Here is a 17,393-nt window from a genome sequence, read left to right as displayed (position 1 = left end):
CGGGCGCCGGGCTCGGTTTGAAATGTGGGGTTGCTATCTTGCATTATCAATGAGTGGAGCGGCGGAATGCGGCGGAAGTGGGGCGGTAAACCGCAACATCCTGTGCGGCCCGTCACGGGGCCGGCCGGTCCCGCAGATGCCAGACTGCCCGGGCGAGCGGTAAACCGCCCTGATCCAGATCAGGTTCCCGGCTGCCATTCCCGCAGGATCACCGCCACCAGCAGCATGTCGACCCGCCGGCCGTCGTCGCTGAGCGGCAGCAGCAGGGATTCATTCTCGAACAGCCGGCCGTCCATCACCAGGCGGTGGCGCCGGCGGCGGAACGGCCGGCCGGTCTCCGCCACCTCGGTATAGGAAATCCTTAGAATCTCTCCCATTTCCCTGCGCGGATACTGCTCGAGATCCTGTCCCGTCGGATCGAAGCCGACATCCTCGACCAGGTTGACGCCGAACAGCCGGAAGCGGAACCGCAGCCGTGGCCCGCCATGCCGCACCTCGACCAGGGCCAGGTTGCCGAGGATATAGCCCATGTCGAGCGGATCAATGTCGGCCCGGGCCGGCATGGCGCGGCCGGCGCGGCAGGAATCCCAGTAGGCGGCCAGCCGCTGCAGCCGGGAATCCTCGATACCCTCGGGCAGGGCGGGAATCTCCATGCCCCGGATACTAACGGTTTTTGGGGTCCAGGGCAGCGATCAGCCCGGCCATGTCGGCGGGCAGCGGGCTTTCGAAATGCAGCTCTTTGCCGGTCACCGGATGGCGGAAACCCAGCGTCGCCGCATGCAGGGCCTGGCGCGGGAAACCGGTCAGCGTCGCCACCAGGGCGTCGTCCAGCGCGAAACGCCGCCGGCTGCGGCTGCGGCCGTAGAGCGTATCGCCGACCAGCGGGTGGCCCTTGGCGGTGAGATGGACGCGGATCTGGTGGGTGCGGCCGGTCTCGAGGTCGCAGCGCAGCAGGGCGCAGACCGGCTGGCCCTTGGCGTCGAAGATCATTTTCTCGGTGGCATAGAGGGTGGCGGCCGGCTTGCCGTTGCGGCTGACCACCGCCATGCGCTTGCGGTCCTTGGGGTCGCGGCCGATGGCGCCCTCGATGCGCCCCTGCAATGGTGACGGATGACCCCAGACCAGCGCCAGATAGCTGCGTTCGATGTCGTGGGTGGCGAACAGGGTGGCGAGGCCCTGATGCGCCGCATCGGTCTTGGCGGCAACGATCAGCCCCGAGGTATCCTTGTCGATGCGGTGCACGATGCCGGGCCGCTTCACCCCGCCGATACCCGACAGGCTGTCGCCGCAGTGATGCAGCAGGGCGTTGACCAGCGTGCGTTCGGGGGTGCCGGGTGCCGGATGCACCACCAGGCCGGCCGGCTTGTCGACCACGATCAGGTGGGCATCCTCGAAGACCACGTCGAGCGGAATATCCTGTGCTTCCGGCTCGGCGGCGATCGCCTCCGGTGGCGCCACGGTATAGGCCTCGCCCGGTTTGATCTTGCGCGACGGGTCGGTTATCGTCTGACCGCCCAGCCGGACATGGCCGTCGAGCACCAGCGCCTTGAGCCGCGAGCGTGACAGGGGCACAACGCCGGGGGCTGCACCATCCGCCTCCGGCATGGCCTCGGCCAGCCAGCGGTCGAGCCGCTCGCCGGCCCTCTCGGGCGGCACCGGCGCGAGAAGATGAATGGCGGTGTCAGCCATCAGAGCGGCTTGGCATCAGAACGGCCTGGCATCAGAAGGGCCGGGGCATCAGAAGGGCCGGGGCATCGGACAGTATCGGGCATCTGAACAAATCACCTGAACGGAGTATCGGGAAACGGCATGACCAGCGGAGCGGCAGAGGCGGCGGACCCGAAGATACGGTGGCTGAAGCCTGTCGTCATCGGTCTGGGCATCATCTTCCTTGGGCTGGCGGTTCTGCTGGTGGTGCTGATCCTGACCGGCGGCCCGAAACGCTCCGGTCCGGTCACCGGGCCGCTGGCGGCGCGCGCCGTGGCGGTGGAAAACCAGGTGATGGCCCTGCCGAAGAACAGCCGCGTCACCGACGTGCTCAGCTCGGGCAGCCGCATCATCGTGCGGGTCCGGCTGGCCGACGGCACCGAACGGCTCTATGCGCTCGATGGTGACAGCCTGAAGCCGCTCGGCAGCATGACCCTGCAGGTCGAGCGCTGAGCCGGTGATGCTGGTGCTGACCCCTGATCAGTCGGCCGCTCTGGCCGGCCTTGCCGAGGCGGCCTTCCCGCAGGAAGCCTGCGCGCTGCTGGTCGGCATCGACCACGGCAATGGTCGGGTGGAAATCCAGCGCATCGTGGCAACGGCCAATGTCGCAGCTGAACCGGCGCGCGGTTTCGAGATCGATCCGGCCACGCATATCGCCCTGCTGCGCAGCCTGCGCGAGGGCAACGCGCCGGAACGCATCGTGGGGCACTGGCACAGCCATCCGAACGGCCGGCCGGAGCCATCGGCCACCGACGCCGCGATGATCCACGATCCGGGCCTTGTCTGGCTGATCTCGGCAGTCGATGCTGCCGGCCATGCCCGGCCGCCGCGGGCCTTCCGGCCACTGCCGGACGGCCGCTTCGACCCGATGCCCGTAGAAACCGCCGCAGCCTCTTCGTAACACCGCCCCAGCAGGACTGAACGCCATGGATTTCCGTTCCGACAATGTCGCCGGCGCCGCGCCGGAGATTCTCGCCGCGCTCGCCGCCGCCAACGACGGCACCGCCTCGGCCTATGGCGATGACGACTGGAGTCGCGAACTCGATGCCGCCTTCTCGGTGGTGTTCGACACCGAATGCCGGGTGTTCCCGGTCGCCACCGGCACGGCGGCCAATGCGCTGGCGCTCGGCTGCCTGGCGCCCGGCTTCGGTGCGGTCTTCGCGCATCAGGACAGCCATATCGTCGTCGACGAATGCAACGCGCCGGAATTCTTCACCGATGGCGCCAAGCTGGTGACCCTGCCGGGCGCCGGCGGCAAGATCGATCCGGCGGCGCTGGAAGCTGCGCTCGGCCAGGGCTGGAGCGGCGTGCAGCACCATCCGCAGCCGGCCGCCGTCAGCCTGACCCAGGCGACCGAATCCGGCACCGTCTATTCGCCCGACGAGGTGGCGCAGTTCGCCCATCTGTGCCGCGCCAACGGCATGCATCTGCATATGGATGGCGCGCGTTTCGCCAATGCGGTGGCCGGCATGAATGTCTCGCCGGCGGCGCTGACCTGGCGGGCCGGCGTCGATGTGCTCAGCTTCGGCGCCACCAAGAACGGGGCTTTCGCCGCAGAAGCCGTGGTGTTCTTCAAGCCCGAGCTGGCCGCCAGCTTCCTCTATCGCCGCAAGCGCGGCGGCCATCTCTTCTCGAAGATGCGTTTCCTGTCGGCACAGCTGCTGGCCATGCTGCAGGATGGCCTGTGGCTGCGGCTGGCGCGGCAGGCCAATGCGCGGGCACAGCAGCTGTCGGAAGGCCTGCAGCGCATCGACGGCGTTTCGGTCGCCTGGCTGGTGCAGGCCAACGAGGTCTTCGCCGCCATCCCGGCCGATATCGCCGAACGGCTGCGCGCGCGTGGTTTCCGCTTCCATCCGTGGACTCCGGACAACAGCCTGCATCGCTTCGTCTGCGCTTTCAACAAGACCGAAGACGATGTCGCCGGTTTCCTGCGTGCCGTGACGGAAGAAGTGGGGGCAGCTTAAACTCTTGTCACCGTCATGCCCGGGCTTGACCCGGGCATCCCATTTCATCGCAAGCATAAAAATGGGACCCTCGGGTCAAGCCCGAGGGTGACGGCTCTTTTCTTTGATGTTCTCACACTTCCCAGGGCGCGCGCGGCGTGAACTTCTCGACGAGATAGTCGACGAAGACGCGCACCTTGGCGGCGAGATGCTTGCGCGCCGGATAGACGGCATGGATCGGCCAGCTGACATCGGCGGCATAATCGGTCAGCACCGGCACCAGCCGGCCGTCGCGCAGCATCCGTCCCACCGCGAAATCGGCGGCATAGCACAGGCCGACACCGTTCAGCAGCAGGCGCAGGATGGCGTCGCCGTTGTTGGTCTGGAAATTGCCATGCACGGTGATGCGCTCGACGCGGCCATCGGCGACGCGGAACGGCCAGGTGTTCAGGCCGGCCGGGCCGTCGAACAGCAGGCAGTTATGGTGCATGAGGTCGGCCGGCGTTTTCGGCGCACCGTGGCGTTCGATATAGGCCGGTGCAGCGCAGACGATGCGGCGATGGCTGCCCAGGCGCCGTGCCATCAGGACCTCGTCATGCAATTGCCCGGTGCGGATGCCGATGTCATGACCCTCGGCGACCAGGTCGACCACATGGTCGGCGAAGGTGAGTTGCACATCGACCTTGGGGAAGCGGGCGAGGAATTCCGGCAGCAAGGGCACGATCTGCTGCATGCCGAAGCCATGGGCGAGGGTGACCCTGAGCGGCCCGCGCGGTTCGGCCTCGGCGCCGCCGACGCTGGCCTCCACGGCATCCAGTTCGGCGAGAATCCCGCGGGCCTGGTCGTAATAGGTGCGGCCCTCGACGGTCATGCTGACCCGCCGGGTGGTGCGCTGCAGCAGGCGGGCCCCGAGGCGGTCCTCCAGCCGGCTGATCATCTTGCTGACCGCCGACGGGGTCAGGTGCAGCTCTTTCGCGGCATCCGTGAAAGAGCCGGTTTCTGCAACCAGAACAAAGGTTTCCATCTCGCTGAAACGGGTCATGGCGGTGCTTCTTGTGAATAGAATTCACTAAATAATGCCTATTTCTGGGATTAATGAAACCAGAAACATGCATTAGCTTCATCCTCAGGCACACGAAAAGATGAGGCCAAAATGAGCACCCAGCCCCAGATTCAGTTTCCCGTCCTGTTTTCGGACACCCGTTATGTTTCGGCCGCCGAGCTGACCTATTACCGGCGCCGGGCTTTCGCGCTGCGGCAGCAGGCCATCGACAGCGGCCTGCGCAAGCTGGTCGACAATGTGGTGCGCACCGTCCGCGCGCTCAGCACTGCCGGCCAGGTCCGTCTCGCCGCCGCCGAGTAACGTCTTGCAGGGCTGGCATCTGCGTCCTAGGTGAAGTCTCCGCTGCACGCCTCCCCAGACGCTGCAGCCTTCCCGTCCCGTCCGGAGACTTGCCCTATGGCTGCGATGCCGGCCCTGTTTATCAGCCATGGCTCACCGATGCTGGCGCTCGAACCCGAGCAGCCGGCGCACCGGTTTCTGACGACGGCCGCGGAAGCCTGGCCGCGACCGCGCGCCATTCTCGCGGTCTCCGCCCATTGGGAGACCGCCGCGCCGGTGCTCGGCGCCACCGCGCAGCCCGACACCATCCATGATTTCTCCGGCTTTCCACCTGAGCTCTATCGCCTGCGCTATCCGGCGCCGGGTGAACCGGCGCTGGCGGCCGCGATCCGCGATCCGCTGGCGGCGGCCGGCATCGACGCCACGCTCGATCCGCAGCGCGGCCTCGATCATGGTGCCTGGTCGCCGCTGCTGCTGGTCTACCCACAGGCCGACATTCCGGTGCTGCAGCTCTCGGTGCAGTCGCGCCGCGATCCGGCGCATCACCTGCGGCTCGGCGCCGCGCTGCGGGCCCTGCGCGAGGACGGCGTACTGGTCTTCGCCACCGGCTCGCTGACCCATAATCTGCGCGCGCTGGACTGGCGCGGCGGCGGCAAAGTGATGCCCTGGGCGCAGGATTTCTCGGACTGGATGCATGACCGCCTGGTCGCCCGCGACGATGCGGCGCTGGCCGATTACCGCGCGCAGGCGCCGCATGCGGCGATGGCGCATCCGACCGACGAACACCTGCTGCCGCTCTATGTGGCGCTGGGGGCGGCGACGCCGGGCGTGGCCGCCGAACGGCTGCATGCGAGCTTCGCGCTCGGCAGCCTGTCGATGGAGAGTTACCTGTTCAACTGATGGCGGCTGCGGCCTATTTGCCGAGATCGGCGAACAGCCGGAATACCACCACGTCGAGGATGACGACGTAGATCATCATCGCCGCCAGCATGAAATAGCGGTGGATGTCGCTGGTGACGCGCGATTTGCGCCGCCGCGCGCTGCGCGTGAAATTCGCGAAGTCATGCACGATGTAGAGAATCTTGGCGTGTTCGCTGCCCTGCCAGTTCTGCAGCATCATCAGCACGATCAGTGTGATCAAGGCGACGAAGCTGAGGAAGCCGGCAACGAAATGCGCGACGTCGCTGGCAAACGGCATCGCGATGCCGAGGCCCACCAGCGCCAGGGCCAGCAGGGTGAAGTATTCCAGCATGTGCCATTGCTGGCGCTTGGCGAACAGGATGTTGCGCGCCGCCTCGTCGTAGAGCAGGCGGAACTCGGCATGGGTCAGCTCGTCGAGTTCGCTCGCTGCGAGCTGCTCGACTGCGGCCTCGTCGCCGCTGTCCGGCGGTGGCGCCTTGGCCGCCAGCGGGCGGGGCGGGGTGCCGGCCGGACCGGTCGGTTTATGCGGAGGCGTTGCCATGCCGCAAGCCTAGGACGGCATGGTTAACAAAGCGTGGGATTTTGCCGGTTTCGTCCGGATTATCCGGCCCGGCAGGCGCCGCGGCGCCCCGGCAGATTCTGCCGCCCGGCAAACCCGGCGTGTAACCGCACAACCATAAGGTTGGGTAATTCCGTTTTATTTCAAAAGATTACCGACACTCCCGCAGTTGGCCCGCCGCTTGCTTCTACTGGCCCGACACAAGAGGTTTGCGATGCAGGTCGGTTCTCTCAATTCATCGGTTCCCACCCCCGGCACTTCGACCGGCAGCGACGATACGGCGCTGCGGGCCGAGGATTTCTCGCGGGTGCTGCAGAACGCCTTCTATGGCAACGCGCGGGCCACGGCCAATACCGTCGGCAATGCCGCCGCCCCGCTCCAGGACAGCCGCAACGACCAGGCAAGCCGTCCGGCCGACCCGAGCCGCGACCGCCAGCCCGATCCGCGTGAGTCCGACGACCGCTACAGCCGCTACGACCGGTCGCGGTCCTCTTCCTCGTCTTCGGCACCGCGCGAGCGCGATGATCGGCGTGACGATACGGCCTCCGTCCGCGATGCCGCCCCGGTGCGCGACCGTGACGACAGCCGCCCGGCCAGCCAGGCGGCAGACAAACCGGCGGACAAGCCGGCCGACAAGCCGGCGGCGGCCGCCGGCGATACCGCAAAGGATGCCGCGCCGGCCCAGCCGGCGGCCGGCGATGCCAAGCCTGCGGACGCCAAGGGTACCGACGCCAAGGGTGCCGATGCCAAGGGCGCCGATGCCGGCGACACCACCGGCAAGCCCGGCGACAAGGCCACCACGGACGACAAAGCCGCCGACAAGGACAAGTCAGCCGACAAAACCGCTGTTGCGGCCGGCGCCGACGTGATCCTGGCCCTGCTGCAGCAGCAGACTGCTGCGCCGCAGGCCGCCGTGACCGCGCCCGCCACGGCGGCCGATGCCGCACTGGCCCAGCTCGCCGCGGCCCAGCAGGCGGCGGCGGCCGGTCCGGCTGTGACTGGCGATGACAGCAAGGCTGCCGGTAAGGATGCCGCGGCTGCCGATCCCGCCGCGGCTCTGGCTGCGGCGGCAAAGGGCGCCACCAAGGCGACGGGCAAGGATACGCCGGTCACTGCGGCGCAGGCTGCGGCCGCTGCCGCTGCAGCCGCAGCCACCGACCCGGATGTCGACGCCGCCGCGCCGGTCGCCGGCAAGACCGACACCGCCGCCGCGGCCCTGCTGGCCCAGCAGCAGGCGGTTTCGCCCAAGGATCTCGCCGCCATCCAGCAGGCCCTGGCCGCGCAGACCGCCGCGCAGCCGGCCCGGCCGGCAGCGACGCAGACGGCCGACAGCGGCAGCAGCAAGAAATCCGGTGACGGCAAGCTGCATGTCGAAGTGAAGACCGACACGACTGTGGCGGTTGCCGCGCCGAAGGGGCTGGTCGATCAGTCCGCGCTGCTTGCCATGCAGGCCGATGGCGATGATGCCAATGCGCTGCTCGCCCAGCAGAAGGCGGCGGAAGCCGCCGGCGGCCAGGTCGCCGGCGGTGCGACCGCCGAAGCCGGCAAGTTTGCCGCGACGCTCGGAGCGCTGATCGGCGGCGGCAACAACGGCAGCAGCACGACCGGCGCCACCGCTGCGACCGGCCAGACCGCACAGCAGGCCGCGCAGACCGCGACCCTGCCGGGCACCCAGCCGGGGGCGCCGCCGACCGTGGCAGCCCAGCAGGCCGCAACCCAGGCCACCGCCCGCAGCCTCGCCGCCTTCGTGCCGCCCGGCGAGCAGGTTGCCGTGCAGATCAAGCGCGGCACCGCCGAGGGCCTCGACAAGATTTCGATCAAGCTCGATCCGGGCAATCTCGGCAAGGTCGAGGTCAAGCTCGAGGTCGGCCATGACGGCCGCCTGACCGCGGTGATTTCGGCCGACAAGCCGGAAACGCTGCAGATGCTGCAGCATGGCGCGCACAACCTCGAACAGTCGCTGCGCGATGCCGGCATGAAGACCGACTCCGGCTCGCTGAACTTCACCCTGCGCGACCAGGGCCAGGCCGGTGCCGGCGGCACCGGTGACGATGGCCGTGGCGGCCAGGGCGGCAACGGCCAGCGTGGCCGCGGCCAGGCCGATTATGCCGATAACGGGCTTGCAGGCGATGCCGCCGTGCAGGCCTCCGCCCGGGCCCAGCGTGCGGCTGCCGCGCGCGGCGGCCTCGATATCCGAATCTGACCCGTAACCCGAGGGAGAATCCCCATGGTCACCGGCGTAAACAACAATACCACCAACAACACGACGCAGACGCCAACGCAGGCGGACAATGCCAGTTCCTCGCTGGCCGGCAACTTCAACACCTTCCTGACCCTGCTGACCACGCAGCTGAAGAACCAGGATCCGACCTCGCCGATGGATTCGAAGGAATTCACCCAGCAGCTGGTGCAGTTCAGCCAGGTCGAGCAGTCGATCAACCAGAACAAGAACCTCGAGAAGCTGATCTCGATGTTCGCCGCGCAGACTGCCAGCAACAACATCAACTTCGTCGGCAAGCTGGTCGACGTCGACAGCGACACGGTGAAGCTCGCCACCAAGGGCGATGTCGGTTTCTGGTCCTATGACCTGCCGGTCGGCGCCACCAACGTGAAATACACCATCACCGACTCGACCGGCAAAGTGATCCGCAGCGTCACGTCGAAGGTCGACAGCACCGCCCAGGGCCGCATCCAGGTGGCCTGGGACGGCCAGGATTCCACCGGCAACCAGATGGGGGCCGGCAGCTACAAGCTGGCGGTCACGGCCACCGATGCCCAGGGCAAGACGGTCGATGGCGTCAAGGTTTATTCGCGCGGTTATGTCACCTCGCTCGATACCATCGACGGCACCCAGTACCTGATGGTCGGCGGCCAGCAGATCACGCCGGACAAGGTGGTTTCGGTGATTGCGACCACCAGCAATGGCGGCGGCAGCGACAACAGTGGCGGCAGCGATACCGGCAGCGGCAGCGGCAGCGATACCAGCAGCGGCACCTGACCCCGGTCTCGCGCCTTTCGGATTTAGGGCTTTGTTAAACCACGGAACCTAGCATGCAAAACCTCCATTCCCAGACGGCCAGAACCCGAATGCTGCCCCCGCAGAGCCCGCACGCCAGCATTATCGGTCCGGAAGGGCAGCGCATCACCCGCGATACGCTGCCGCCGGCCAATACCAAGCGCTGGGTGATCCGCCGCAAGGCCGAGGTGGTCGCGGCGGTGCGCGGCGGTCTGCTGACCCTCGAGGAGGCCTGCCAGCGCTATGCGCTGACCATGGAGGAATTCCTGTCCTGGCAGCGGGCGATCGAGCAGCATGGCCTGCCCGGCCTGCGCACCACCCGCCTGCAGGATTACCGCCCCGGCCAGCTGCGCGTCGTGGCCGGCCGGTCTGCCGCCGAGTAACGCCGGCAGATAGCTCCGGCCCGCTTTTTCTGTCCGTTCCGGCAACACCCCGGTAGGCAAATTTTGCCGGGGTGTTAACCTCTTTTTCATCCCGGCTTCCTACCTTGGCATACAGGGCAGGAGGCGCCTGCCCGGTCCTGCGCCTGTGCATGGGGTGAAGCCGTGAACGGAATCATGAATTTACTGCGGAATATCGGTCCCGCCCGGCTTGCGATGCTGGCGGCGACCGCTGCGGTTCTGGTCGGCTTTTTCGTCTTCCTGGGCATGAAGGTCACGCAGCCCAAGATGGCGCTGCTGTACGGCAACCTGGAAATCCAGGAATCGGGCGACATCGTCAATCGCCTCGAAGCCCAGAAGATCCCCTACCAGCTCGCCAACAACGGCAACCAGATCCTGGTGCCCGAGGACCGCGTGCTGCGCACCCGCATGATGCTGGCCGAGGCCGGCCTGCCGTCCGGCGGCGGCGCCGGCTACGAACTGTTCGACAAGGCGAATGCCCTGTCGGCCACCAATTTCATGCAGAACCTGAACTACCTGCGCGCCACCGAAGGCGAGCTGGCGCGCACCATCCGCTCGCTCGACCAGGTGCAGTCGGCCCGCGTGCATCTGGTGATGCCGCAGCGCGAGGTGTTTACCCGCGACCAGCGCGAGCCGTCGGCCTCGATCGTCATCAAGACCCGCGGCGGCCGCCTCGACCCGCAGCAGGTGCGCGCGATCCAGAATCTCGTCGCCGCCGCCGTGCCCAGCCTGAAGCCCGGCCGCGTCGCCATCGTCGACGACCGCGGCAATCTGCTGGCCAGCCCGCAGGAGGAGCTCGATCCGGCCACCGCCACGGCTAACCGCATCGACGACATGCGCCGCCAGGCGGAAGAGCGCCTGCGCAAGAATATCGAGACCCTGCTCGAGCGTTCGGTCGGCGTCGGCAATGTGCGCGCCGAAGTCACCGTCGACATGGACTTCGACCGTGTCACCACCAACCAGGAACTCTACAACCCCGACCAGCAGGTGGTGCGTTCGACCCAGACGGTGAACGAGGACAACCAGAGCCAGGAAGGCCAGCAGAACGTCACGGTCGCCAACAACCTGCCCGAAGCGCAGGGCCAGAACGGCAACCAGGCGACCAACAAGTCGACCCGCACCGAGGAAGTCACCAACTACGAGATTTCCAAGACCACGCGCACCCAGGTGCGCGAGGCCGGGGTGATCAAGAAGGTCTCGGCCGCGGTGCTGATCAACAACATCGTGCAGGTCGACGGCCAGGGCCAGAAATCCTACCAGGCGCGCTCGCCCGAGGAGATGCAGCAGCTCTCGGCGCTGGTGCGCAACGCCATCGGCTTCGACCAGCAGCGCGGCGACTCCGTCGAGGTCGTCACCATGCGCTTCGCCGAGCCCGGCGACATCCCCGACCAGGTCGACCCGAACAGCCTGCCGGTCTTCCTCGGCATGACCAAGGCCGACCTGTTCCGCATCGGCGAGATCGCCGGTTATGTGCTGCTCGGCCTGCTGGCCATGCTGCTGGTGGTCCGCCCCATCGTCCGCCGGGTGCTGGAAGCCTCCCGCGAGAGCGAGGATGTGCCGCCGGGCATGTTGACCCCGGCGATGTCGGGTGTTCCTATGGTGGTCGGCGGTGCGCCGATCTCCGAACTGCCGGCCGCACCGGACGCCGGCATGGCGCCGCCCACGCCGGGCATCGAGTCGATGATCGACATTGCCCGCATCGAAGGCCAGGTGAAGGCCTCGAGCCTCAAGAAAATCGGCGAAATCGTGGACAAGCATCCCGAGGAAGCCGTCTCGATTATCCGCAACTGGCTCTACCAGGCGGCCTGACGGCTTCGGTCCAGGAGTAAGTCATGGCAGAAAAGGACTTCCGGCAGCTCAAGGGCCCCGACAAGGCGGCGATCCTGATGCTTGCGCTCGGCGAGGAGCATTCGTCCAAGATCTGGCCGCTGCTCGATGACGAGGAGATCAAGGAAATCTCCCAGAACATGGCCAACCTCGGCGCGATCAATTCCGAGATCGTCGAGAAGCTGTTCCTCGAATTCGTCAACAACTTCTCGTCCACCGGCTCACTGACCGGCACCTTCGACAGCACGGAACGCCTGCTGATGAAGGCGCTGCCCAGCGAGCGCGTCAACCAGATCATGGAAGAAATCCGCGGCCCGGCCGGCCGCACCATGTGGGACAAGCTCGCCAACGTGAACGAGAACGTGCTGGCGAACTACCTGAAGAACGAATATCCGCAGACCGTCGCCGTCGTGCTGTCCAAGATTCGCCCCGAGCATGCCGCTCGCGTGCTGGCCGCCCTGCCCGAGGAATTCTCGATGGAAGTGGTCATGCGCATGCTGCGCATGGAGGCGGTGCAGAAGGAAGTGCTCGACAAGGTCGAGCAGACCCTGCGCACCGAATTCATGTCGAACCTGGCGCGCACCAACCGTCGCGACAGCCATGAAATGATGGCGGAAATCTTCAACAGCCTCGACCGCAACACCGAGGCGCGCTTCCTCGCCGCGCTGGAGGAGCGCAGCCGCGATGCCGCCGAGCGCATCAAGGCGCTGATGTTCACCTTCGAGGACCTGATCAAGCTGGACCCGTCCGGCGTGCAGACCCTGCTGAAGAGTGTTGAGAAGGACAAGCTCGGCCTGGCGCTGAAGGGCGCTTCCGAGACGCTGCGCGACCTGTTCTTCTCCAACATGTCCGAACGCGCCTCCAAGCTGCTGCGCGAGGAAATGGAATCGATGGGCCCGGTGCGCCTGAAGGATGTCGACGAAGCACAGATGCTGATGGTCAACACCGCCAAGGAACTGGCGGCGAAGGGCGAGATCATGCTGGCCGACAACAAGGGCGAAGACGAACTGATCTACTGAGCGGATGGCAATTCAGGTTTTCATGGCAAGCAAGGCGAAATTTCTGTTCGACATGCCATTCGACGGCACCAAGCCGCGGGTGGAGCGGTCGTACGCGCCGAAGGCGCCGCCGCCGAAGTTCTCCGCCGAGGAGATCGAGGCGACCCGCGCTGCCGCCTATGCCGAGGGCGAGGCGGCCGGCCGTGCCGAAGCCTATGGCGACCACCAGCGCAATCTGGAGCATGCCCTGCAGGCGATCGAGAGCCAACTCGCGGCGATTGCCGCCGCCGAGGAACGCTCGCGCATCGCCGCGCGCGCCGAGGCCGTCGAACTAGCCGCGGTGCTGGCGCGCAAGCTGGCCGGCCGGCTGCTCGAGGCCCAGCCGCTGGCGCAGATCGAGGCGCTGGTGCTGCGCTGCCTGGACGACATGCGCGACGAGCCGCGGTTGGTCATCCGCGCTGCCGAAGCGGTGGTGCAGCAGCTTGATGCGCGGCTCGATCAGTTGGTGGCGCAGTCGGGTTTCGGCGGCAAGGTGACGCTGGTGCCCGACGAGACGCTGGCGCCGACCGATTGCCGCATCGACTGGGCCGACGGCTCGGCCGAGCGCCGGCAGCAGAAGCTGGAACAGGACGTCGACCTTGCGGTCGACCGGTATATCGCGGGCCTGCATGCCGAACTGGCGGAGCCCAACAGTGAAACGTGACCGCTGCGTGGCAGCCGTGCCGGCAGGCGCAGGACAGGTCAGGGGGTAAAGGGACATGGCGGAAGGCGGCGACGATCTTGACCTGAAAGACCTGGGCGACGCTCAGGGCATGATGGAGGATGACGATCCGAATGCGGCCCGCACGGCGGCGGACCTGCAGGCGGTTTTCGATATTCCGGTTCATGTCTCGGCGGTTCTCGGCAAGGCCAACATGCAGGTCAGCCAGTTGCTCAAGCTCGGCCGCGGCGCGGTGGTCGAACTCGACCGCAAGGTCGGCGAGGCGATCGACATCTACGTGAACAACCGTCTGGTGGCGCGTGGCGAAGTGGTGGTGGTGGAAGACCGCCTCGGCGTGACGATGACGGAAATCATCAAGGGCGGCCGCGGGTGAAGCGGCGATGCTGGACGACCGGTAGCACGCAGGAAGGGGTCTGAGGCAGGTTATGCGGCTGATCATCATCGGAACGCTCAACGGGCAGATCGGTGCCGCGACGCGCATCGCGCTGCAGCGCGGCGCCAAGGTGGCGCAGGTCGAGGATATCGACCAGGCGCTGAACACGCTGCGTGCCGGGCGTGGTGCCGACCTTGCGCTGATCGATGTCGGCCTCGATGTCCGGCGACTGGTCGACAGCCTCAAGGAAGAACGTTTCAACCTGCCGGTGGTCGCCTGCGGCATCGGCAACGACGCGCGCGCCGCGGTGGCCGCGATCCGCGCCGGTGCCAAGGAATACCTGCCGCTGCCGCCGGAACCCGATCTGATCGCCGCGGTGCTCGAGGCGGTGGCGGAAGACAGCCACCAGATGATTTTCCGCGACCCGGCCATGGGCCAGGTGGTCCGGCTGGCCGAGCAGATCGCGCCCTCTGGCGCCTCGATCATGATCACCGGCGAAAGCGGCACCGGCAAGGAAGTGATGGCGAGCTATATCCATCGCAAGTCGCCGCGCGCCGAGCGCCCCTTCGTCTCGGTCAACTGCGCGGCGATCCCCGATACCCTGCTGGAATCCGAACTGTTCGGCCACGAGAAGGGTGCCTTTACCGGCGCGGTGGCGCGCCGCATCGGCAAGTTCGAGGAGGCCAACGGCGGCACCCTGCTGCTCGACGAAATCAGCGAGATGGATATCCGCCTGCAGGCCAAGCTGCTGCGCGCGATCCAGGAGCGGGTGATCGACCGCATCGGTGGCGCCAAGCCGGTCAAGGTGGACATCCGTGTCATTGCCACCTCGAACCGCAATCTGGTCGAGGAAGTCGCCAGAGGCACCTTCCGCGAGGATCTGCTGTTCCGTCTCAATGTCGTGAACCTGAAGCTGCCGCCGCTGCGCCAGCGGCCGGACGATATCGAGCTGCTGGCGGTGCATTTCGTCAAGAAATACGCGGACGCCAACGGCGTCGCCGAACGCGCGCTCAGTCCGGCCACCATCGATGCCCTGCGCAAGGCGCATTGGCGCGGCAATGTGCGCGAACTGGAAAACACCATGCATCGCGCCGTGCTGCTGGCGCTCGGGCCGCAGATCGAGGTCGGCGACATCCGGCTGCCCGACGGCTCGGCGCTGGCCGACGCCGCCGGCCGGCCCATCGCGGCGGCGGCCATGGGCGAGGCGGGCGCGATGGATGCCGGCACCGGCGGCCTGGTCGGCCGCACCGTCGCCGATGTCGAACGCGACCTGATCATCGACACGCTGAAGCACTGCCTGGGCAATCGGACCCATGCGGCGAATATCCTCGGGATTTCGATCCGCACCCTGCGCAACAAGCTGAAGCAGTATACCGACGAAGGCCTTGCCGTTCCGGCAGCAACCGAAGGCAGCCGGGCGACGGCCTGATGGCCGCGCCCTGATGGGGGAAGGAGAGACGGATGGCGGAGAACGCACCGGCTGACGCCCCGGGAGGCTCGGCTGGCCCCGACCTGATGGGCCGCCTGCGCGGCATCGGCAAGCATGGCGACATCATGCTGGCCTTCGGCATCATGGCCATCCTGTCGGTGCTCATCCTGCCGATGCCGACCTGGCTGCTCGATATCGCGCTGGCGATCTCGGTGACGACCGCCGTGCTGGTGATGATGACCTGCCTGTTCATCCAGCGTCCGCTGGAATTCAGCTCGTTCCCCACCGTGCTGCTGATCACCACGATGCTGCGGCTGTCGCTGAACCTGGCATCCACCCGCCTGATCCTCGGCCATGGCCATGAAGGCACCGATGCTGCCGGCCATATCATCGAGGCCTTCGGCCAGTTCGTCATGGGCGGCAACCTGGTCATCGGCGTGATTGTCTTCGCCATCCTGGTGATCGTGAATTTCGTGGTCATCACCAAGGGTTCCGGCCGTATCGCCGAGGTGTCGGCGCGCTTCACCCTGGACGCCATGCCCGGCAAGCAGATGGCGATCGACGCCGATCTCTCGGCCGGCCTGATCGACGAGACCGCCGCACGGCTGCGCCGCAAGGAGCTGGAAGACGAGTCGGGTTTCTTCGGCTCGATGGACGGTGCCTCGAAATTCGTCCGCGGCGATGCCGTCGCGGGCATCATGATCACCTTCATCAACCTGATCGCCGGGATCCTGATCGGCGTCGTCCAGAACGGCCTGCCGTTCTCCCAGGCGCTCAACACCTATTCGATCCTGACCGTCGGTGACGGCCTGGTGTCGCAGATCCCGGCGCTGATCATCTCGGTCGCCGCCGGTATCATGGTCTCCAAGGGCGGTGTCAGCGGCTCGACCGACAAGGCGCTGTCGGCGCAGCTGTCTTCGGTCAAGGGGCTGGGCATGGCCGGCATCCTGGCGGCCTGCTTCGCGCTGATCCCGGGCATGCCGTTCCTGCCTTTCATGCTGCTCGGTCTGGTATCCGGCGGCCTGGCCTATCTCTCCTGGCAGCAGGAGAAGCGGGCCCTGCGTGCCGCCTACGTGCCGCCGCCACCGCCGCCGCCGCCGGTCAATCCGCTCGACGAGCCGGTGATCAATGCGCTGGCGATCGATGACCTGCGGCTGGAGCTCGGCTTCAGTCTGCTGCCGCTGATCAATGACGCGCGCGGCTATCGCCTGACCGACCAGATCAAGGCGCTGCGCCGCCAGATCGCCATCGACATGGGCTTCATCATGCCCAGCGTGCGCATCCTCGACAACATGCAGCTGCCCGGCACGACCTATGTGGTCCGGGTCAAGGAAGTCGAGGCGGCGCGCGGCCAGGTGCGGCCCAACGCCCTGCTGGTGATGGACCCGCGCGGCGAACGCATCGCCCTGCAGGGCGAGGAGACCATCGAGCCGACCTTCGGCCTGCCGGCCATGTGGGTCGACGAGAGCATGCGCGACGAGGCGATGTTCCGCGGCTATACCGTGGTCGATCCCGGCACGGTGATCACCACGCATCTGACCGAAGTGGTCAAGGACAACATGTCCGACCTGCTCAGCTTCGCCGAGACCCAGAAGCTGGTCGACGAACTGAAGAAGACCAACGAGAAGCTGGTGGGCGAAGTGATTCCGACCCGCATCAACGTCAATGGCGTGCAGCGTGTGCTGCAGAATCTTCTGTCCGAGCGTGTCTCGATCCGCGATTTCGCCACCATCCTCGAGGCGATCGCCGAGGCCAGCGGCTATACTCAGAGCATCACCCAGATCACCGAGCATGTCCGCTCGCGGCTGGCGCGGCAGATCTCCAGCGCGCACCTCAGCCCGGACGGCTATATCCCGCTGGTCACCCTGTCGCCGCAGTGGGAACAGAATTTCGCCGAAGCCCTGGTCGGGCAGGGCGAGGACCGCCAGCTCAGCATGCAGCCGAGCAAGCTGCAGGACTTCATCGCCCAGGTGCGCCAGACCTTCGAGCGGCTGGCCGGCGAGGGCCATATGCCGGTGCTGCTGACCAGCCCGACGATCCGGCCCTATGTGCGCTCGATCATCGAACGCTTCCGTCCGGCGACCATTGTGATGTCGCAGCAGGAAATCCATCCGAAGGCCAAGCTTCGGACCGTGGCGCAGATCTAGGGGTGACCT

General features: G+C 66.8%; 18 protein-coding genes. 14 read left to right on the top strand and 4 right to left on the bottom strand.

From position 1 onward, the window contains the following. Window positions 1–179: 179 nt before the first annotated feature. Complete coding sequence (locus ACFOOQ_RS06370) at window positions 180–653, bottom strand: PAS domain-containing protein (RefSeq protein WP_379723195.1); 474 nt, start codon at window positions 651–653, stop codon at window positions 180–182. A gap of 10 nt (window positions 654–663) precedes the next feature. Next, the gene (locus ACFOOQ_RS06365; protein WP_379723192.1) at window positions 664–1,689 is read right to left on the bottom strand and encodes an RluA family pseudouridine synthase; all 1,026 of its coding nucleotides are present in this window, start codon (window positions 1,687–1,689) and stop codon (window positions 664–666) included. A gap of 120 nt (window positions 1,690–1,809) precedes the next feature. Here ACFOOQ_RS06365 and ACFOOQ_RS06360 point away from each other — a divergent pair, with 120 nt between their 5' ends. The 3 genes from ACFOOQ_RS06360 to ACFOOQ_RS06350 are packed head-to-tail and all read left to right on the top strand — an operon-like array spanning window position 1,810 to window position 3,671. Next, window positions 1,810–2,160, top strand: a complete 351-nt coding sequence (locus ACFOOQ_RS06360) for a hypothetical protein (RefSeq protein WP_379723189.1) — start codon at window positions 1,810–1,812, stop codon at window positions 2,158–2,160. Window positions 2,161–2,167: 7 nt separating this feature from the next. After that, window positions 2,168–2,608: a M67 family metallopeptidase gene (locus tag ACFOOQ_RS06355; RefSeq protein ID WP_379723186.1), complete on the top strand. Its 441-nt coding sequence runs from the start codon at window positions 2,168–2,170 to the stop codon at window positions 2,606–2,608. 25 nt (window positions 2,609–2,633) lie between these two features. Continuing rightward, window positions 2,634–3,671 (top strand): threonine aldolase family protein, encoded by a 1,038-nt coding sequence (locus ACFOOQ_RS06350; RefSeq protein WP_379723183.1) that lies wholly within the window; start codon window positions 2,634–2,636, stop codon window positions 3,669–3,671. Between the two features lie 112 nt (window positions 3,672–3,783). On the opposite strand, the gene ACFOOQ_RS06345 is transcribed toward ACFOOQ_RS06350, so the two are convergent. Then, on the bottom strand, window positions 3,784–4,692 hold the full coding sequence (locus tag ACFOOQ_RS06345; RefSeq protein WP_379723180.1) for a LysR family transcriptional regulator: 909 nt from the start codon (window positions 4,690–4,692) through the stop codon (window positions 3,784–3,786). 111 nt (window positions 4,693–4,803) lie between these two features. On the opposite strand from ACFOOQ_RS06345, the gene ACFOOQ_RS06340 reads away from it, so the two are divergent. Both ACFOOQ_RS06340 and ACFOOQ_RS06335 read left to right on the top strand, forming a co-directional pair. Further along, window positions 4,804–5,013 (top strand): hypothetical protein, encoded by a 210-nt coding sequence (locus ACFOOQ_RS06340; RefSeq protein WP_379723177.1) that lies wholly within the window; start codon window positions 4,804–4,806, stop codon window positions 5,011–5,013. A 96-nt stretch (window positions 5,014–5,109) separates the two neighbouring features. After that, window positions 5,110–5,892, top strand: coding sequence for a DODA-type extradiol aromatic ring-opening family dioxygenase (locus ACFOOQ_RS06335; protein WP_379723174.1), 783 nt, complete (start codon window positions 5,110–5,112; stop codon window positions 5,890–5,892). Window positions 5,893–5,905: 13 nt separating this feature from the next. Here the strand turns inward: ACFOOQ_RS06335 and ACFOOQ_RS06330 are convergent, their stop codons facing one another. Beyond that, the gene (locus tag ACFOOQ_RS06330; protein WP_379723171.1) at window positions 5,906–6,454 is read right to left on the bottom strand and encodes a hypothetical protein; all 549 of its coding nucleotides are present in this window, start codon (window positions 6,452–6,454) and stop codon (window positions 5,906–5,908) included. 232 nt (window positions 6,455–6,686) lie between these two features. Here ACFOOQ_RS06330 and ACFOOQ_RS06325 point away from each other — a divergent pair, with 232 nt between their 5' ends. From ACFOOQ_RS06325 to flhA, 9 genes are all read left to right on the top strand, one after another. Further along, a complete protein-coding gene (locus tag ACFOOQ_RS06325; RefSeq protein ID WP_379723168.1) occupies window positions 6,687–8,675 on the top strand; it encodes a flagellar hook-length control protein FliK in 1,989 nt (662 codons plus the stop codon). Window positions 8,676–8,699: 24 nt separating this feature from the next. Further along, a complete protein-coding gene (locus tag ACFOOQ_RS06320) occupies window positions 8,700–9,470 on the top strand; it encodes a flagellar hook assembly protein FlgD (RefSeq protein ID WP_379723165.1) in 771 nt (256 codons plus the stop codon). A gap of 89 nt (window positions 9,471–9,559) precedes the next feature. Beyond that, entirely contained in the window at window positions 9,560–9,871 is a 312-nt protein-coding gene (sciP, locus tag ACFOOQ_RS06315) for a CtrA inhibitor SciP (RefSeq protein WP_379723162.1), read from the top strand. Between the two features lie 174 nt (window positions 9,872–10,045). Then, the gene (fliF, locus tag ACFOOQ_RS06310) at window positions 10,046–11,698 is read left to right on the top strand and encodes a flagellar basal-body MS-ring/collar protein FliF (protein ID WP_379723160.1); all 1,653 of its coding nucleotides are present in this window, start codon (window positions 10,046–10,048) and stop codon (window positions 11,696–11,698) included. 23 nt (window positions 11,699–11,721) lie between these two features. Further along, complete coding sequence (fliG, locus tag ACFOOQ_RS06305; protein WP_379723157.1) at window positions 11,722–12,735, top strand: flagellar motor switch protein FliG; 1,014 nt, start codon at window positions 11,722–11,724, stop codon at window positions 12,733–12,735. Window positions 12,736–12,739: 4 nt separating this feature from the next. Continuing rightward, complete coding sequence (locus tag ACFOOQ_RS06300; RefSeq protein ID WP_379723154.1) at window positions 12,740–13,417, top strand: hypothetical protein; 678 nt, start codon at window positions 12,740–12,742, stop codon at window positions 13,415–13,417. A gap of 109 nt (window positions 13,418–13,526) precedes the next feature. Next, the gene (gene fliN, locus ACFOOQ_RS06295) at window positions 13,527–13,808 is read left to right on the top strand and encodes a flagellar motor switch protein FliN (protein ID WP_379725358.1); all 282 of its coding nucleotides are present in this window, start codon (window positions 13,527–13,529) and stop codon (window positions 13,806–13,808) included. Between the two features lie 52 nt (window positions 13,809–13,860). After that, window positions 13,861–15,237, top strand: coding sequence for a sigma-54-dependent transcriptional regulator FlbD (gene flbD / locus ACFOOQ_RS06290; protein ID WP_379723151.1), 1,377 nt, complete (start codon window positions 13,861–13,863; stop codon window positions 15,235–15,237). Window positions 15,238–15,269: 32 nt separating this feature from the next. Continuing rightward, entirely contained in the window at window positions 15,270–17,384 is a 2,115-nt protein-coding gene (gene flhA, locus ACFOOQ_RS06285) for a flagellar biosynthesis protein FlhA (protein WP_379723148.1), read from the top strand. The last annotated feature ends 9 nt before the right edge of the window (window positions 17,385–17,393 follow it).

The organism is Ferrovibrio xuzhouensis (assembly GCF_042648965.1).
GTDB lineage: Bacteria > Pseudomonadota > Alphaproteobacteria > Ferrovibrionales > Ferrovibrionaceae > Ferrovibrio > Ferrovibrio xuzhouensis.
The sequence above is the reverse complement of the archived record's forward strand: the minus strand, read 5'-3'. Positions and strand labels throughout refer to the sequence as shown.

What these genes read in the sequence shown, in the direction of transcription:
- ACFOOQ_RS06365 (WP_379723192.1), bottom strand. Translation starts at nt 1,689, where the DNA reads ATGGCTGACACCGCCATTCATCTTCTCGCGCCGGTGCCGCCCGAGAGG.
- fliF (WP_379723160.1), top strand. Translation starts at nt 10,046, where the DNA reads ATGAATTTACTGCGGAATATCGGTCCCGCCCGGCTTGCGATGCTGGCG.
- ACFOOQ_RS06325 (WP_379723168.1), top strand. Translation starts at nt 6,687, where the DNA reads ATGCAGGTCGGTTCTCTCAATTCATCGGTTCCCACCCCCGGCACTTCG.
- ACFOOQ_RS06330 (WP_379723171.1), bottom strand. Translation starts at nt 6,454, where the DNA reads ATGGCAACGCCTCCGCATAAACCGACCGGTCCGGCCGGCACCCCGCCC.
- ACFOOQ_RS06350 (WP_379723183.1), top strand. Translation starts at nt 2,634, where the DNA reads ATGGATTTCCGTTCCGACAATGTCGCCGGCGCCGCGCCGGAGATTCTC.
- ACFOOQ_RS06340 (WP_379723177.1), top strand. Translation starts at nt 4,804, where the DNA reads ATGAGCACCCAGCCCCAGATTCAGTTTCCCGTCCTGTTTTCGGACACC.
- flhA (WP_379723148.1), top strand. Translation starts at nt 15,270, where the DNA reads ATGGCGGAGAACGCACCGGCTGACGCCCCGGGAGGCTCGGCTGGCCCC.
- fliN (WP_379725358.1), top strand. Translation starts at nt 13,527, where the DNA reads ATGATGGAGGATGACGATCCGAATGCGGCCCGCACGGCGGCGGACCTG.
- ACFOOQ_RS06370 (WP_379723195.1), bottom strand. Translation starts at nt 653, where the DNA reads ATGGAGATTCCCGCCCTGCCCGAGGGTATCGAGGATTCCCGGCTGCAG.
- fliG (WP_379723157.1), top strand. Translation starts at nt 11,722, where the DNA reads ATGGCAGAAAAGGACTTCCGGCAGCTCAAGGGCCCCGACAAGGCGGCG.
- ACFOOQ_RS06355 (WP_379723186.1), top strand. Translation starts at nt 2,168, where the DNA reads ATGCTGGTGCTGACCCCTGATCAGTCGGCCGCTCTGGCCGGCCTTGCC.
- ACFOOQ_RS06335 (WP_379723174.1), top strand. Translation starts at nt 5,110, where the DNA reads ATGGCTGCGATGCCGGCCCTGTTTATCAGCCATGGCTCACCGATGCTG.
- ACFOOQ_RS06300 (WP_379723154.1), top strand. Translation starts at nt 12,740, where the DNA reads ATGGCAATTCAGGTTTTCATGGCAAGCAAGGCGAAATTTCTGTTCGAC.
- sciP (WP_379723162.1), top strand. Translation starts at nt 9,560, where the DNA reads ATGCTGCCCCCGCAGAGCCCGCACGCCAGCATTATCGGTCCGGAAGGG.
- ACFOOQ_RS06360 (WP_379723189.1), top strand. Translation starts at nt 1,810, where the DNA reads ATGACCAGCGGAGCGGCAGAGGCGGCGGACCCGAAGATACGGTGGCTG.
- ACFOOQ_RS06345 (WP_379723180.1), bottom strand. Translation starts at nt 4,692, where the DNA reads ATGACCCGTTTCAGCGAGATGGAAACCTTTGTTCTGGTTGCAGAAACC.
- flbD (WP_379723151.1), top strand. Translation starts at nt 13,861, where the DNA reads ATGCGGCTGATCATCATCGGAACGCTCAACGGGCAGATCGGTGCCGCG.
- ACFOOQ_RS06320 (WP_379723165.1), top strand. Translation starts at nt 8,700, where the DNA reads ATGGTCACCGGCGTAAACAACAATACCACCAACAACACGACGCAGACG.